The organism is Pantoea sp. C1E2 (assembly GCF_056491465.1).
In genome coordinates this window covers 2,813,076-2,829,320 of record NZ_JBSZHT010000002.1, presented here as the reverse complement: position 1 = coordinate 2,829,320, position 16,245 = coordinate 2,813,076, and the positions used below count along the sequence as shown (strand labels likewise).

Here is a 16,245-nt window from a genome sequence, read left to right as displayed (position 1 = left end):
CAGCCAGCTTCGGCCGACTGTGGTCTTTATTAAGCAAGAAGGAGAAAATTATGAGCGACCAAACTGTAATCGAAAATAGTGCAGCAACAGCAACACCGGATGCCAGCACGCTATCACCGTTAGAGAGTTTTGCTAATGAGGTGGCGGTGCCGACGGGGCAGGATGCCACAACGCCTGCGGTGAGTAGTGTGGCAGCACCGGATGCCGCAACGCCTGCGGTGAGTAGTGTGCCAGCAACGGATGCCGCAACATCAGCGGCGAGTGCGCCAGTTCTGGATGCCGCAACGCCCGCCGTAAGTAGTGCGCCCGTCCTGGATACCTCAACGCCAGCGGTAAGTACTGTCAGCGAGGCACAACCTGCGTCAGTTGCTGCAACTGCGCCGGATCTCACCCAGCAGTTGGCCACGCCGGACACACTCGCAAACGGTTCTGCCAGCGCCGGGCCTTCCTCGGCTTCAGGGGCCGGGATTCGCGCTGAACCGCCAGCAACGGGAGCCAGTACGGATGCTGTCAGTCAGGATATTAGTGCCAGCGTGAAGGACTTTGCTCAGGCGTTTAACTTTGTCGAAAGTGGCGTTGAGAAATTAGGTATAGCGGCAAAGGATGAGCTGATCGCACTTGCACGGAAGTATATGTAATGCTCAGGCGGCCTTCGGGTCGCCTTTTCATCTTCCGATTATTCTTAATGCGGTCTCGCTATTTTCTACTAACTTTAATCATTCAGACGTTATTTAAACGGGTTTAATTAGCGAAAAGGAAGATAGCATGAGTGATACAGAGGCAATCAAAACCAAAACTGACTACCTGCGTGATGTCACCTCCCAGTTAAAAGAGATGCGTCACTATGCGCAGACCAATACTGAGACGCTATCCAGCCACTGGTTGGCATTTGATGCAGGCGAGTACAAAGACAAAGAGTACGCAGGACGTTTTGACACGCTGCTCAACAAGCAGGGACAGCTGTTAGATGATATTGAACAGGCGATTCAGGATCTGGAGATCGCCATCAATCACAGCGAGCAAGAAAGCTAAGTTCCCCCGCGCTGGTGGCTTACTCGGCCACCAGCCACATCTCAGCTTCATCGAACATCTCTTCGACAATACGTGCCACCGTCGCTTTATCATTCTTACTCAGATCGGTATCAATGGCGTTTCGCTCCATTGGCTTGACGCGTACCTCGATCTCGGGAAATACGCGTTGCACGCGCTTCTCCAATTCCTGCAATATCATCTCACGTGCGCCCGGTAAACCGGCGACGTTGCGCTTATCGTAAATCAGCTCCACAAACATCAGGACAGTCCATTCTTTAAAGAGGGTGCGTCATATTACTGTAAATAAAAACAGTGGCAAGACTCGAAGCCCTGTAGGGAAGAATATTTTTCTTTCTGAGATGCGGCTAGCGTGATTTGCGGTGATAATCGACAGCGTTAAACAGGGAATTGGCTTATTTAGGGGGTAAACATGCGTCAACTGGTGATCGATATTTTGTTGAAAATGGCAAAAATGGATACGGAAGCAAAAGAGTTGGTGGCGCAGGTTGAGGCTCAGTCATTACTGATTGCGGCCTTATTGATTCAGGCGAAGCAGGATAACAACTTAACGATCAGCGACACCGTGCAGGATGCCATTTTGACTGCATCGCGTGCCGGGCAACAATTTTTACAGTCAGATGTGGATCTGCTGCTGACGCACATTAATCGTCTGTTGGCGGTGGCAAGTTATGTGGAAGTGAAAGGGATTGAGCGCGAGGGATAAGAAAAAAATACAACCTCTGGAGGGGAAATCCAGCAACACCTCCAGAGGCGGCGCAATAGCACCTTCGTTCAAGGACAATCTACGACCGAAGCCGTCAGATATAAGTTATACAACTTTTTCGAAGTTGTACAACTTTTTCCTTGCCGATTTGTGTGGTTGGAGGTGTGTTTGAGATGTATTTTTAGGGCCGCTTCGCTTAAAGCTCGTTTTTGATGCAGAACTCTTCCCACGTCATTCCCAGCGCTTCCGCATGAGATTTCAGGTAAGTTTCAATAGCTTCAGCGGCAACCGCTTTGTCGGGCTCTGCCAGTTGAATGGAAAACAGCATGCCATCCAGCTTCTTCTGACGAATGAACGCCGCATAAATGCGTTCAGCATGCCATTCGCGCAGCTGACGCAGTGAAAGGTTAGCCGCGCGCGCATCGCTCTCGGTTAGTTCATCCAGCGCGGCTTGAAAATCGGCGTGCGCAGTAAAAAACATCGTGCGCGCCTGGGCGTAATACTCTTCTGGGGTTTTCATGCGAATTTCCTGCTTATCGACTTGCGCGCTAGTGTAACGTGCGCGAACTGTCTTGTCAGGCTCAGCTGGGTTTTCACCGAGATTCCTTGCGTAACTTACGCGAAAAATTATAACGTAGCCGCCATTGATGCGAGTGTAGGGACCAAGAATGAAAAAGTGGATGATACTGGCCGCGCTGAGCTTAAGCGGATGTGCGCAAATCAGCAATTATGATGAAGCGGTAAAAACGCCGGCACCAGTGGAACTGCAAGGTAATTGGCAAACCGTCGGACCGCAGAGCAAGTTGATCAGTGGCCAGGCGATGGGCAGCCTGATCATTGGCGCAGAAGGCGACACGCTGGATTGCCGTCAGTGGCAGCGCGTGATTGCCAAGCCGGGCAAGTTAACTCGTTTGGGAGACGATTGGGTCAACGTGACGCGTCAGGTACGCGTGATGCCGATTACGCTGGAGAACGGTGAACTGCGCTATGACGGCTTGCGCATGCGCAAGGTCGAGCGTCCAACCGTTGAGTGCCAGCAAGCGCTGGAAGAGGTGGCAAAGCGTCCTAAGGACGCGGTGATTCAGGATATTACGCCGGAGATCATGCAGCCGGTTTCGGTGCCTGCGCAGAAGTGATTTTCTAAGCACAGAACACAACAAAAACGGGCGAGCATTTGCTCACCCGTTTCTCATTCAGCCCGCCGTGAATTAATTCTGTGGCAGATAGACATTGCCTTGCTTGCCGTACGCGCTCATCACCGATTTCTGTTTCGATGACTGGCCCACCAGTTGCGTCAGCTCGTCCATACGCAATTTCAACAGACGTTTGACTTCACTCTCATTGTCGAGGATATGGCGCAGTACCGGACGCAGCTGGTCCTGCAACTGGCTGGAGGGCGGCGCCGCTTCGGTCGAGCGGGCCAAAGTTTGCACCGCACTGACGTAATCCACTTCCTTTGTAATCAGGTCATCCCATTCGCCGTCTGCGGCCAGGCGCAGCATTCCATGGCTGAGATCGAGTAACTGTTGGTAAACGGTAATCAGATGCGGTGCGTTTTTCATTAAACGGCGTCCTGAAGGTGTTGAGGTTGAGCGACTTCTTTCCAGGCATCCGCGATGTTGCGCAGAAGACCTTCGACTTCTTCAAGGGCTTCTACGTCGTTACGCAGATTGGCCTGTATTAAACGGCGGACCATATAGGCGTAAAGACCTAGCAAATTGTCAGTAAGTTCATCGCCTGACTGCCCATCCAGGCCCTGCTTTAGTCCGCTTTCAATGATGTTGATGGCTTTGGAAATCGAATTTCCTTTTCCCTGAATATTGCCATCCTGCATAAACAGGCGAGCACGGATTAATGCGCTGATAGCGCCGTCAAACAGCATAGAGATTAATTGCTCTTGGTTGGCGCTCATTACTGAGCTTTCCACACCAATTTTTGCATAGGCCTGGGTGCCATTTGCGCTGTACATGGTCACTCCTTGTTAAGAAGAGCTGCTGGAGCTCGACGTCATGCTGTCGAACTGCTGAGTTAAATAGGTACTGGTGCTGTTCAACGAGTTCATGGTGACATCAAGCTGTGTAAATTGTGCTTTGTAACGCGCGATTAAATTGTTGATACGCGTATTCATGTCATTGTACTGCTCGGTCAGATTATTTAGCGTCTTGCTAACACCATCTTTAGCCGTTTGAATACTGCCGGTGGAAGAGAGCCAACTGGTAAGGTTTGTCGCTAAGGTGGTGGTGATGCCGGTAGTCTTACCATCACCGACAAACATCTCTTTGATGCCGTCTGGATCTTTTTTCAATTCAGTTGCGAGCTTGTCAGAATCCAGTGTGAGTTCACCCGTAGTTGGGTCAGAGGAAATCCCAATTTGAGACAACGTCTTGTAATTTGATGAGCTAGCTGAGTTGGTCAGCATGCTTTTAATTTGGGTCTGAATGCTGCGCAGCGTGCTGTCACCGACTAAGGCACCATTGCTAGAGTCCTGTGTATCCGAACCTACATCTACAGATGTGTACTTAGTAAGAGTGTTGAATTGACCAAGCAGCGTATTATAAGCATCAACGAAATTAGAAATTGCAGTGGTGGCTTTAGAGGCATCCTGCGCAACAGTTAACGTCTGATTACCACTGGTGGTGTCATTAAGATTGAGCGTAATACCTTCAAGAGCATCGCTAATGGTATTGGTGCTACTGGTTATTGCGACATTATTAACCGTCAATTCAGCATCCTGGGCTTTAACACTCAGGTCCATCGGGTTGTCGGTGTCAGACTTATCTTTATCAAAACCTACAATAGCGTTAAGCGTATCGTCTCCAATGACACTAATTGAGGACACAGCATTTGCTTCACCGGTTTTTGATGCTGTTAGAGATAAACGGTATTGGCCATCCGCCACTTTAATAATACTGGCACTGACTCCCGCATCAGCACTGTTGATGGCATCACGCATACCTGTTAATGACGTCTGGTCCGCAGTTAACGAGATATCTTTACTGGTTCCATCTGCCAGTTTGATGGTCATCGTACGGGTAGCAGCAGTGCTGTCACCGAGTGCATCAGTGTTACTGGTTTGCACTGCAGAAGTGAGTGTCTGAGCCTGAGCAAGTTGGGTGACACTAATGCTGTATTTCCCTGCGACAACGGACCCAGATGTTGTGGCACTGAACGCACTGCTGCTACTGGTGGCAGTAGTAGCTGAGAATAGGTCAGCACTGTTTAATGCTGTGTTCGCAGTTTGAAACGTGGTCAATGCGCTGGATAAGGTGCCATAAGCGCTTAACTTAGCAGTATAAGCAGTTTGTTGAGTGGAAATAGGCGTTAACGACGCTTTTTCAGCAGTCGTCAAACTATCCAGGATACTGCTTAAGTCGAGGCCTGAACCGACACCGAGGGTAGAGATACTAGCCATGTTTTTTCCTTATCATGTCGACACGGAGAGTGAATACCCGGGTTATCGGCGTTGAATGAGCAAAGTTTAAAATTATTTATCTGCGAGTGATAAACCGAATAAGGCATATAGAGAAGGGTATTTCTGGCGCTAGAAAAATGATCAAGCGGCACTAAAGAAGGTCGGGAATAGGGCGATAAAGATAAGCGTGACAGGCTTAAGTGAAAAAATTTTGCCTGGTACTAAAAAAAATCTAAAGGTTGTTTGAAGGCAGACGATAACAACTTTGACGGCGCTGAAGCCGGCGGGTTGAAGCCCACACCTAAACCAAAGACTTGATTAATAGGAACTTAACCATGGCTCAAGTAATTAACACCAACAGCCTCTCGCTGATCACACAGAACAACATCAACAAAAACCAGTCTGCAATGTCTACCGCTATTGAGCGCCTGTCATCTGGTCTGCGTATCAACAGCGCAAAAGACGATGCAGCAGGTCAGGCAATTGCCAACCGCTTCACCTCTAACATTAATGGCCTGACGCAGGCTGCTCGTAACGCCAACGACGGTATCTCTGCTGCGCAGACTACTGAGGGCGCGCTGTCTGAAATCAACAACAACTTACAGCGTATTCGTGAACTGACTGTACAGTCTCAAAACGGAACTAACTCAGATTCAGACCTAGACTCAATTCAGGATGAAATCAAATCACGTCTTGATGAAATTGACCGCGTATCAGGCCAAACCCAGTTCAACGGCGTGAACGTCTTGGCAAAAGATGGCAGCATGAAAATTCAGGTCGGTGCAAATGATGGTGAAACCATTACTATCGATTTGAAGAAAATCGACACAACCACACTGAATTTGACTAGCTTCAACGTAAACGGTAAGGGCGAAACTGCCAACACTGCTGCGACTTTGAAAGATCTTTCTGGTTTCACTGCCGCTTCAACTAGCACTGTAGGCGTAACTCAATATACTGATAACTCAGCTACTGCATCAAGTGCACAGATTCTTGCGGCCGCGGCGGCAACTTCAGGTAGTACAATTTCAACACAAGCTGACGTTGGATTTGGTGCACCTACAGCAGCTGTTACTTACACCTTTGATAAAGACAGTAACACCTATAAAGCAGCAACAGCTGGTAATGTAGAAAATGATGACGTTACTGCATTCCTTAATCCACAAGCTGGCGATACAACTAAAGCAACTGTTAGTATCGGCGGAAAAAATCAAGATGTTGTAATTGATAAATCAGGCAACATTACTGCTGCTGATGACGGCGCGACTTTATACTTAGATGCTACTGGTAACTTGACCAAAAACAATGCTGCAGGCGATGATGCTGCAACAATGACTGGTTTAGCTGGTAATAGTGTTGCAACTAAAATCACAACAGACAAAGGTACATTCACTAGCACTGGTACTGCCGGTGACACTGCTTTCGCTGCAACCAACGTAAAAGTTGATGGTGATACATTAGCAAATTCAGTAAAAAATGGTACTTACACTGCTACCGTTTCAGGTAACCCGTATACCGTTACCAACGGAACAGCTGCCGGTGCGTTCATGAATGATGGTAAATTGAGTACTACCGCACCAACATACTTTGCTCAAGCTGATGGTTCAGTAACTACAACCGAAGACGCTTCACTTGGTAAAGTTGTATACAAAACTGCTGACGGAAAACTGACTACTGATACAACGACTGCTTCTGAAAGCACTGCGGATCCATTGGCAGCCTTGGACTCAGCCATCAGCAGCATTGATAAATTCCGTTCAAGCTTAGGTGCGATTCAAAACCGTCTGGATTCAGCAGTAACTAACTTGAATAACACCACTACTAACCTGTCTGAAGCACAGTCTCGTATTCAGGATGCTGACTATGCTACTGAAGTTTCAAACATGTCTAAAGCTCAGATCATCCAGCAGGCGGGTAACTCAGTGTTGGCAAAAGCCAACCAGGTGCCACAGCAGATTCTGTCTCTGCTGCAGGGCTAATCGCTCTAAGCTTCTAGCTTATCAAACCTCGCTTCGGCGAGGTTTTTTTATGACGGTGACCTGCTCCCCGTTGATTAATACACCGCGATGTTAGTAATGTCTTCATAAGTCACATGAGGACATCCCCATGAAGAAGCGATTTTCCGACGAACAGATCATCAGTATTCTCCGCGAGGCCGAAGCCGGGGTTTCAGCCCGGGAACTCTGCCGCAAGCATGCTATTTCAGACGCTACCTTCTACACCTGGCGCAAGAAGTTTGGCGGCATGGAGGTTCCTGAAGTGAAGCGGCTCAAGTCACTTGAAGAGGAGAACGCCCGTCTCAAGAAGCTGCTCGCTGAAGCCATGCTGGATAAGGAGGCGCTTCAGGTGGCTCTGGGCCGAAAGTTCTGACGACAGACCAGAAGCGGGAAGCCGTGGAAGTCATGTGTGAGACAACGGGTCTGTCGCAACGCCGTGCATGCAGGCTGGCGGGTCTGTCCCTTTCAACCTGCCGTTATTCGGCTCAGCGTCCGGATGCTGACGCGCAGCTATCTCTGCGTATCACAGAGCTGGCACTTGAACGTCGCCGATTTGGTTACCGGCGCATCTGGCAGTTATTGCGTCGGGAGGGCCTTCACGTCAACCACAAGCGGGTTTACCGCATCTATCACCTTAACGGTCTGGGTGTAAAACGCAGGCGACGCCGCAAGGGTCTGGCGACTGAGCGGCTTCCGCTTCTCCGCCCGGATGTGCCGAACCTGACATGGTCGATGGATTTTGTCATGGATGCACTTGCCAGCGGCCGACGGATTAAGTGCCTGACCTGCGTGGATGATTTCACGAAGGAGTGTCTGACGATCACCGCTGCTTTCGGTATTTCAGGCGCTCAGGTCGCGCGTATTTTGGACAGCATCGCGCTGTTTCGTGGCTATCCGGCAACGATAAGAACCGATCAGGGCCCTGAATTTACCTGCCGAGCGCTCGATCAGTGGGCTTTTGAGCATGGTGTAGAACTGCGACTTATCCAGCCGGGTAAGCCAACACAGAACGGATTTATTGAGAGTTTTAACGGACGATTTCGGGATGAATGCCTGAATGAGCACTGGTTCAGCGATATTCTTCATGCCCGGAAAATCATTAATGACTGGCGGCAGGACTATAACGAGTCCAGACCTCATTCATCGCTGAATTACCAGACGCCGTTTGAATTTGCAGCATGCTGGCGAAACGGGAAACATGAAGAAAAACCAACCGACATTACTAACTGAAGGTTGTATCTAATACTGGGGGCAGGTCAACGGTCATTTAGTAAACAGCACGAATGGTTAAGGGGTAATGTATTACGCATTCGTGGGATGTGGTTGAGGACGAAATAACGAAAGAGCGCGATAAATCGCGCCGTTACAAATAAGGTGAAAGATTTATTAAGGTTAAATCCGGCTATAGCCAATATCCCGCAAATCAGAACACCGCACCTTCGCCTCGAACTCCGTCGTCTTGCCATTATTTTCCAGCGAAAACGGCACCACAATATGGGTGCTAGTTGCATTCAGCGTCGTCGGGTGAATATACAGCGAGCCAATCTGCACCTGAAACGTGCCAAAAAACGCCGGATTAGCATGGTTCAGCAGATCATCTTCAACCTGATTCTGCACACGCTGATGATCAATATTGAGGCAGGCAAGCTGATCCTGCTGAAAGTCGGTTTTCTTCGCATAAGCGTAAAAGCCAGCGGCACCTAATCCTAAAACCAGCAGTGAGAATAGTCGACTGCCAAATTTGCTGTGCATCGTTTGATTTCCTTATTAGTGACACCGGAAATCATAATCAATGCAATTAGCCCGTTAATGGGTTCTGCCTATAGTTCATGCTTAATCAAGCGCGAACTGGCGCTTTACAAATAAAAAAGCCGCGATAGTGAATCGCGGCCTTCATAAATTCAGCAGGAGCTTAACGATAGTTAACCGTTAAAATCCCTTCACGTTTCGCATCACTCAGCCAATCCAGTTGTGCTTCAGAACGGCGGTTGTTGAAGGCGATAGTCTGCACATCGGAAGTGGACAGCGACTGTTGATGATATTCGCCTTGTTCGAAACAACGGCTGGTGATCGCGGCATGATTCACATTGATACGGCAGGCAGGTTGATAGATCTCACCGCTGAAGTGCACGCGACCTTTCCCCACCACACCAAACTGCTCGCTGGCAGAAGCGGTGCTCGCTGCACCCATCAATAAAGTAAATACCGCAACCTTGCTGAGAGTACCGATATTTTTCATCATTGTTCGCTTCCTTATGCTCTATGTTGCCGTATCAAGATGTGCAGTCCGGATTAGGATTCATCCAAAGCAGCGTCATTAATGAGGAGCATAGCCTAAGCGATTGATCTGCACAGCATACTTTGACTTAAGTAACCGATGTTTTTTCCGATCAATTATCGATAATTAATTCGCATAAACAATGAAGAGATAGTTGGCTGCCTTATCGCAAATTTTTTTGGCTGCAGGATTTTTAACGTTTGTTAAGTGGGTGCAGTAGCAAGGAATGCTGCAAAAATACTGAAGTGAGGGGTGGTTGAAATATGAGCAAAAGAATACGGCGTAAGCATATTGAGCCAAGTTGGTGTTTTGGTCGCCATAAATGACGATCTTACAGAGGATAGGGTGAGTTTTTGCAGGGGGGTTAATTCATGTACTTTGAGATTTGATGCGTTAAATAAAACCTGCCGTGAAATTTTATGAACGGTAGAACGCAAAAAGCCGATGCACAATGGCACCGGCTTTGAGATCAAACTCCGTTCGATAAAGTCTACTTAAAGGTCACATCCACATTCGCTGACGCGGAGAAATCACCAATCTTTGGGTTGCTGTTAAGCCAGCGCAGCGTGGCAATAAAGTTATTTTGCACCACCTGACCATTGGCATAACCCAATGCCACACTGGTGTTCATCGGGATGAAACTGTCCTGATTATCTGCTGTGGAGACTGAAATACCGAAGCCGCTGTCAGTGCTCGGCATGATGATATCCGTACCGCTGGTCGGGTAAGTGGTGCTAAAACTGGCAACGAACGTCTGTCCCTGACAATCTTGCCCTGCATTGGTCAGGTTGGCGACCACCGCGAAAGGCACGCGTTTTTCAATCACGCCCGCGCTGGCGTTGCGTGACGGCAGGCTGCCGAAATTCACCGTCGAACCGTTGTTAGAGGAGATATTGACCTGCGGTGAACAGGAGATAAAACGGATATTACCCAGTCCGGTAATAAAGGCGCGGAAGTTGCTGTCAGGTGTGCTGTTGAGTCCTAATACGCCATCCACCTGGAAGATCGCATATTGGCCCGTGTTGGAAATCTTGCCACTGGACGGTGGCGCGCTTCCGGTGGCCTTTATATAGATGGAGTAGTTTACCGTCACTGTTTGCGCTCGCGCCGGAGACTGGCAATAACTTCCCCCCCAGCTGGAAACTCTGCGACATACCGTACCCTGGCCGACATCGGTACGCGAAGCTGTAACCGGTTTGATATCAACACTGTTATAAGTTACACCCACTTCAATCGAAGGGTGAATAGACTGCATTTGGCTCAGCGGATCCCAGTAAAGGTAAGCATCTTCACCATTGGGATAGCCGTTAGTGTCTTCGCAGCGGAAGGTCGAGGTGTAGTTTTGTGAACGCCACAAAATGGTGCCGGCTTTTAGTGTGGCGGTGGAAACCTGAATCGGATCGGCGATGGAGATGACCTGACGGATATTCCCCGATGCCGCTTCTTTGCAGGAAAGTGCAAAACTGCTCTGAGAAAACAGTGCTGCACTCAACGCCAGCAGCATTAAACAGGCGCGCATCACGCCGCGAAAATGTAGAAAACGCATCGATACTTCCTTTTAATTGGGCGTGCAGCGCAGAGTAAATTCCTGATAACCCGCTTGTGAACCGTTCTCTAATTCTGGCAGCGTGATCCAGCAGTGTTCGTAATCGGAACTGCCCCAACGCAGTTGCAGGCGTTCGCCGCTGGCCACACCGGACACAAATGTGCTGCCATTGGTGCCGACCACGCCGAGGTTGCTGCCGTTTTGATTAAACACTGAAGCACCTATCGCCGGGACATCATCATCCGGTAACTGCGCATGAATCAGCGCACTTTTGCCGCTGCGGGTTTCAAAAGTCACGCGGCTGATGGCGCCATAGGTCGGCACCACGTCTTTGACGGCCAGAGGAATATCCAGATCGGCGCCGATATCATCGGTGCGCAGTGCCACGCGGTTATGGTGATAGGCGGTGGCCGAGGTCATCACCGCATAGCCGGAGCGGTTGATCGCCACCCCCGGCTGATTCTCCAGACGGACGCCTTGCGCCTCTTTGGCTTCCACTAACACCACGGTGTTTTGCAGTGGCTGAGTCAGTGTTAAGCCGCCAGAATGCAGCAGTGCGCCGCCCGACAGATTAAGGTTGGTTTGTTGATAGGCATCGCTGTAGGTATAACCCAATTCTGCATTACCCATGCTGCCCATGTAACCGACATCGGCAGTGCTGGTTTGTCCGGCATGGCTGGCCTTACCGGTCTGCACATAATAGTTGAGGCGATTGTCATCCAGCAGGCTGCCGCTCAGACCGGTGTTATAGCTGCTGCCACTCTGTTTGCTGTCGGCCAGGTTAAAGGTGGCTGTGACCGGTTGGTTTTCGAAGGCATTGAACGGCACCGAGAGCGTAAAGGATATGCTGCGATCGTGCTCGCCATAGTTGCTTTGCGTATCTTGCAGGAACACACCGTAATTCACTTTTCCCCAGCTGCTGTTGAGTCCAGTCTGCAGCGTGCGGTCGCGGTTATCTGATCCCCAATAGGTTTGATTGGTCATTGAGGCATACACCGAGACCGGACCGATATGCTGATTAATGGTCAGTTCCAGACGCTGGCGTTTATTGTTGTACTGGTTGGTGTAGTAGGTATTACGCTGTGTGTCCGCCCAGGACGGCACGCCATTGCTCACTTCGCTGGTGTCGGTATAGTCGTTGCGATAGCGGCCATTTTCATAGTTGGCGCGCTCGGCCACCATATCGCTAAAATCGTAATAGCCCGAAGTGGAGTAGCGATAACCCGCAATCTGCAGTTCAGTACCCAGGGTATTGAGCGATTTGGAATAGAGAAAACGGAAGCTGGCACCCTGTTTCTGATCGCCGTTGGCCAAATCAGTTTTTGACCACGCGGTATCAAAAGATGCCGCGCCAAACATCCCCAGGCTTTTCCCCATTCCGAGCACCGCCGAGCTGTAGTGATCGGCAAACAGCACACCGCCATAAGGCGTAATCTCGTACGGCAATCCGCGCGATAGCGTGGCTTGCACAAACTGAGGATGATAGGTGGTGGATCCATCCTGATAGCGACCCAGCGTAAAGGCGTAGTCCCAAATCCCTTCGCGCAGCATGTTCGCCACGGAAGAGAAGGGCACGGCATAATGCTGTCGCGATCCGTCAGCTTCATAAATAGTGACCTGCAAGTCACCACTTAAGGTGCTGGGATAGACATCGTTCAGGGCAAATGGCCCAGGTGCGACCGTTGCGCTGTAAACGGTATAGCCATTTTGCTGCACGTCAACGCGGGCATTGGTGCGTGCCACGCCGCGAATCACCGGTGCATAGCCGCGCAAGCTGTCTGGCAGAATTTCGGACACGCTGGAGAGTTGCGCGCCCCGGAACTGAAAACTATCAAACACGCTGTTGCTGGTACTGCTTTGTCCGAGCAATAAGCGCGAGCGCCAGGAGATAATGTCGGTTTCGGCCCAGGTGGAAATCGGTGTCCAGTGGCTGCGCTCCCCACTCTGTTTCTGCCACGTCGAGGTATTGCGTACGCGCCAGCGGCCAAGGTTCACGCCGCTGCGTGATGACAGGTAATAATATTGGCTGCTGCTCTGGCTGCCGTTGTCATGAAGACGATTGTCGGAGCCATTAAAGTTGTAATTGACGAAGGCAGCATTAATGCCGTTGTCATACACCAGCGGGGAAATCGCACCCTTTGGCACCGGAATCAAAAATACCTGCGGAACCGAGAGATCCACGCGTTGCACTGTGGCGTCATAACTGACGCTGGCATCTTTAAAGGTACTGGCTAAATCAACACAGCTTTCCGCAGAGGTTGTCGCCGCAAGATCGACACCATAAGCAATCAACTGCTCAGCAGATAAGCAAGGAGCAATGGCTTTTTCAGGCGAAGGTTTGCGGAACTCAACATCACGATGGTCAACACGTTGCCCATTTAAGTAGATATCGAAGGGATAACGGCCAGGTAAAATATCATCGCCTGTTGCCAACTCAGATACCGTTGCCGCGTCACCGTGAATAAAGGATGTGTTAAAAGCCTCTTCTGCTGAAACAGAAAAGGCCTGGAGTAATGCAATGGTGAGAAGGGATAGCTTAACGGTATGATTGTTATTGGTTTTCATTAATCATGGTTTCGCGCTTTCATGCACCAAAGAAGAATTGCTGTGTGTCATCTTTCTTATAAAGCGTTTTGCTTTGCGGTACTGTTGCCGCCAAAGTCGTTGATATAACTTGCCTGCACACTGGTGGCCGATTCTGCGCCAGCGGGCAGTTTGACCGTCAATTTGCCGAAGGCATTCACCATATCCGCATTCACTTGCCACTGTTTGCCCGCTGCGTTTTTTACTTTCAGTACGGAGAAGGTGATGTTCAGTGGACCCGCGTTATCAACCACCAGCGTATCGTTTTGCTTATGCCATTTAAGATTTTCCACCTGTTGTTCCAAAGAGGTGTTAAGGCTGGCAGGGCGATAAAACAGTTTGACTCGTGTGCGCACGGCGATCTGGAGCGTGTTAGCTTCTTTAGGCGCAGGGGGGATTTCCTGCACATTGACCCAGAACACCGTTTCACGATCCTGTGGCAGACCTTGTCCTGCATAAATAAAACGCAGAATGGCTTCTTTATTGCCCGCGAGTTTTAAAACGGGCGGGATAACCTGAATCGGAATGTCTTTGGGGGTTTTGCTGGCGTCACCGCGATCCAACCAGGTTTGCACCATGTAGGTGTCATTCTGATCGTTGCGGATGTCCAGTGAGGCAGATTTTGCATTACCGTTGTAAATAACACGGCTTTCGTCAACCTGAATACCTGCAGCGGCGCTCGCAGAATAAACAAAGAGTACTGCTGCAAATAACTTTTTCATGGTTTCACTCACTGGACGCATGCCATCCCTGGCGATTGCTGATTTAAATTACTTGTATTCGATGGTGAAGCTTGAGCTGGCGTTGGCTTCGCCCGGCGTTACGGTTTGATTGAACGATTTGTAACGCGCTTTCAGGTTAAATACCGCAGTACCGTTTGGTGTGGTGGTATTGCTGCTTGATGCTGTAACCCAGGCGGTGTTGTCATCAGCAGTCTGATTAATTGGCAACACTTTCTCGTTGTTATCCAGAATTTCGATACCAACACCGGTCGCTGCGCTGACTGCCAACAGGTTAGGATTGCCGGCTACAGTTGGGCCGTCAAAACGCAGGGTGTAGCTGCCGCTGTCGCAGTTTGCCAGGTTGATGGAGAAGGCTTTGGAAGCCGTCACATCGCCAATTTTGCTGAAAGCGGTGGTAGGGTATTTACCGATGAAAACTTCTTTGTTGGCATCCGTTGAATTCACGGTACAGGTAGATTTCACGATGCTACCGGTGAATTTTACGGTGCCGTTAGTTGCGTGAGCGTTCATGGTCATCAGAACCAGTGCAGCTGAAGCCAGAGGCAAAAGAATCTTTTTCATCAGGTACTACTCCAAAGTGGGAATTCAGTTGATTTTTGTTATCCCGATTCCGACTTCGCTGCATTCAATCAGCGCTTGGCCAGTGATTCGTGATAGTCATTAGGAAAACTCTTAACTGCCGATGACTATAAATATCTGGCCCTGCGTGATTGATAGTTGTTAACACTTAATTTTCAATAAACTATCGGTAAAAACATTTTTAGCGTGTTTACATTTGCGATAAGTATCAAATTCACTTGCTTCTTTAAACACATTTAGCTGGCGAAGACTAAATATAAAACACTATTAATCAATAGATTAAGTTGGTTTTCGCGAGGGTTGAGGCGAAGTTAGCGAGTTCGCTGTAAGCGTTTAATATCGAGGATCAGTTCCATCAGCACTTCCTCCATGCGACGCGTAAACATCATGCTGGGTTTTGCGAAGGCACATGACAGGGAGAAGTAGTTTGACTGAGCACTGGCGGCATCAAAATGCGTAATTTCTTTCAGGTTTAGCAAGGTCATATCAACAGGGTATTGGCCATAATTTTGCAGATTCAACACCATGCTTTTGAGTAGCATGCCGGGTTTAGTCAGCGTCGGAAGCGTGCCGGAACAGATTAATTGCACACCTCTTAGCGAAATGTCTTTGATTGCCATCCGGTGAACATAACCGTCACGAAAACGCCCTTCGCAAATAAAACCGAACTGTTCGGGGATCGTGACACGAACGCTGCTGCGGCGTTGGGTGATAGCAATTTCCGAGGGAAAGGAAAATGTCAGACGATGGAGCGCCGATGAACGCGCAATGAGCTGAGAGTTAAATGCGATTTTCTCGGTGGTGCCCTGAATCACCATAACAAAGGGGCTGCCTGGCGCAACTTCATCGAGTTCGGCGATGATCTGAAAACCATTTAGGTCGAGATCGATAAAATTACTGCTAATAATTTTACCGTCATGGAGAAATTCTACGCTGCCATGCCGTTTTTTCGCCTCACGCAGCATTGCCAGTATTTCAAAGCGATCGGATTTCGTGACTTCCTTGTAACTTGCGTTGTCCATAATTGCATCAATCCTTAACCAACTGCCAAGGGTAAGCCTGGCAGAATGGCAGGCTAACCTTATGATTTGAAATTATAATTAGATTACTTTCCTGCTTTCTCAGAGAAGGGGGAGAATACAGGTTGCGTAGCAGTGACGAAGAGATAATAAGCAATTGAACATGCCCCCGGAATTAGCTAACCGTAAGTGATTCAATGGCTAGAAATATCCAGAAATTCATGGAGAAAAAGGTTTCGTCCTGCGCGTCTTTTTTTAAAATGCCTGCGCAGTGTCCGCAATGTCAATTGAAAACGTAAAGGAATTGTATTCTACCTACTAATATTAGTAGG

The 16,245-nt window shown here is 49.1% G+C and carries 18 protein-coding genes; 6 read left to right on the top strand and 12 right to left on the bottom strand.

Annotated features, from left to right (window positions below):
* Nucleotides 1-50 precede the first annotated feature (50 nt).
* Nucleotides 51-638 carry a hypothetical protein gene (locus tag ACXI0A_RS13600; protein WP_476148323.1) on the top strand — a complete coding sequence of 196 codons (588 nt, stop codon included), beginning with the start codon at nt 51-53 and terminating at the stop codon, nt 636-638.
* A 127-nt stretch (nt 639-765) separates the two neighbouring features.
* A complete protein-coding gene (locus tag ACXI0A_RS13595; RefSeq protein ID WP_224931584.1) occupies nt 766-1,032 on the top strand; it encodes a hypothetical protein in 267 nt (88 codons plus the stop codon).
* A 19-nt stretch (nt 1,033-1,051) separates the two neighbouring features.
* Here the strand turns inward: ACXI0A_RS13595 and ACXI0A_RS13590 are convergent, their stop codons facing one another.
* The gene (locus tag ACXI0A_RS13590) at nt 1,052-1,291 is read right to left on the bottom strand and encodes a DinI-like family protein (protein ID WP_200569710.1); all 240 of its coding nucleotides are present in this window, start codon (nt 1,289-1,291) and stop codon (nt 1,052-1,054) included.
* 171 nt (nt 1,292-1,462) lie between these two features.
* On the opposite strand from ACXI0A_RS13590, the gene iraP reads away from it, so the two are divergent.
* Nucleotides 1,463-1,756, top strand: coding sequence for an anti-adapter protein IraP (gene iraP / locus ACXI0A_RS13585; protein WP_058959875.1), 294 nt, complete (start codon nt 1,463-1,465; stop codon nt 1,754-1,756).
* A gap of 196 nt (nt 1,757-1,952) precedes the next feature.
* Here iraP and ACXI0A_RS13580 read toward each other — a convergent pair whose 3' ends face one another.
* Nucleotides 1,953-2,276: a DUF6388 family protein gene (locus ACXI0A_RS13580; RefSeq protein ID WP_224931586.1), complete on the bottom strand. Its 324-nt coding sequence runs from the start codon at nt 2,274-2,276 to the stop codon at nt 1,953-1,955.
* A 148-nt stretch (nt 2,277-2,424) separates the two neighbouring features.
* Here ACXI0A_RS13580 and yedD point away from each other — a divergent pair, with 148 nt between their 5' ends.
* Complete coding sequence (yedD, locus tag ACXI0A_RS13575) at nt 2,425-2,892, top strand: lipoprotein YedD (protein ID WP_476148327.1); 468 nt, start codon at nt 2,425-2,427, stop codon at nt 2,890-2,892.
* Nucleotides 2,893-2,964: 72 nt separating this feature from the next.
* On the opposite strand, the gene fliT is transcribed toward yedD, so the two are convergent.
* Genes fliT through fliD form a run of 3 tightly spaced genes read right to left on the bottom strand, consistent with a single transcriptional unit; the run spans nt 2,965 to nt 5,168 of the window.
* Entirely contained in the window at nt 2,965-3,318 is a 354-nt protein-coding gene (gene fliT / locus ACXI0A_RS13570) for a flagella biosynthesis regulatory protein FliT (RefSeq protein ID WP_476148329.1), read from the bottom strand.
* Nucleotides 3,318-3,725 carry a flagellar export chaperone FliS gene (gene fliS / locus ACXI0A_RS13565; RefSeq protein WP_476148331.1) on the bottom strand — a complete coding sequence of 136 codons (408 nt, stop codon included), beginning with the start codon at nt 3,723-3,725 and terminating at the stop codon, nt 3,318-3,320. Before fliS ends, fliT begins: the two co-directional genes overlap by 1 nt.
* Nucleotides 3,726-3,737: 12 nt before the next feature.
* Nucleotides 3,738-5,168, bottom strand: a complete 1,431-nt coding sequence (gene fliD, locus ACXI0A_RS13560) for a flagellar filament capping protein FliD (protein ID WP_476148333.1) — start codon at nt 5,166-5,168, stop codon at nt 3,738-3,740.
* Nucleotides 5,169-5,503: 335 nt separating this feature from the next.
* Between fliD and ACXI0A_RS13555 the strand changes: the two genes are divergently transcribed.
* Both ACXI0A_RS13555 and ACXI0A_RS13550 read left to right on the top strand, forming a co-directional pair.
* Complete coding sequence (locus tag ACXI0A_RS13555) at nt 5,504-7,147, top strand: FliC/FljB family flagellin (RefSeq protein WP_476148335.1); 1,644 nt, start codon at nt 5,504-5,506, stop codon at nt 7,145-7,147.
* Between the two features lie 127 nt (nt 7,148-7,274).
* Nucleotides 7,275-8,395 (top strand): IS3 family transposase gene (locus tag ACXI0A_RS13550; protein ID WP_476148337.1). Its coding sequence is split into 2 segments (ribosomal slippage): nt 7,275-7,533 and nt 7,533-8,395, totalling 1,122 coding nucleotides; the frame shifts between segments, so codons are not numbered across the junction.
* Nucleotides 8,396-8,557: 162 nt separating this feature from the next.
* Here the strand turns inward: ACXI0A_RS13550 and ACXI0A_RS13545 are convergent.
* The 7 genes from ACXI0A_RS13545 to ACXI0A_RS13515 all read right to left on the bottom strand — a co-directional run bounded on the left by ACXI0A_RS13545 (nt 8,558) and on the right by ACXI0A_RS13515 (nt 15,916).
* The gene (locus ACXI0A_RS13545) at nt 8,558-8,917 is read right to left on the bottom strand and encodes a hypothetical protein (RefSeq protein ID WP_476148339.1); all 360 of its coding nucleotides are present in this window, start codon (nt 8,915-8,917) and stop codon (nt 8,558-8,560) included.
* A gap of 160 nt (nt 8,918-9,077) precedes the next feature.
* Nucleotides 9,078-9,407 carry a type 1 fimbrial protein gene (locus tag ACXI0A_RS13540; protein WP_476148340.1) on the bottom strand — a complete coding sequence of 110 codons (330 nt, stop codon included), beginning with the start codon at nt 9,405-9,407 and terminating at the stop codon, nt 9,078-9,080.
* 526 nt (nt 9,408-9,933) lie between these two features.
* Complete coding sequence (locus tag ACXI0A_RS13535; protein WP_476148341.1) at nt 9,934-10,989, bottom strand: fimbrial protein; 1,056 nt, start codon at nt 10,987-10,989, stop codon at nt 9,934-9,936.
* Nucleotides 10,990-11,001: 12 nt separating this feature from the next.
* Complete coding sequence (locus ACXI0A_RS13530; protein ID WP_476148343.1) at nt 11,002-13,554, bottom strand: fimbria/pilus outer membrane usher protein; 2,553 nt, start codon at nt 13,552-13,554, stop codon at nt 11,002-11,004.
* Between the two features lie 56 nt (nt 13,555-13,610).
* On the bottom strand, nt 13,611-14,294 hold the full coding sequence (locus ACXI0A_RS13525; RefSeq protein WP_476148345.1) for a fimbria/pilus periplasmic chaperone: 684 nt from the start codon (nt 14,292-14,294) through the stop codon (nt 13,611-13,613).
* A gap of 48 nt (nt 14,295-14,342) precedes the next feature.
* Entirely contained in the window at nt 14,343-14,876 is a 534-nt protein-coding gene (locus ACXI0A_RS13520; protein ID WP_058959866.1) for a fimbrial protein, read from the bottom strand.
* A 329-nt stretch (nt 14,877-15,205) separates the two neighbouring features.
* Entirely contained in the window at nt 15,206-15,916 is a 711-nt protein-coding gene (locus ACXI0A_RS13515) for a PilZ domain-containing protein (protein ID WP_476148348.1), read from the bottom strand.
* Nucleotides 15,917-16,245 lie beyond the last annotated feature (329 nt).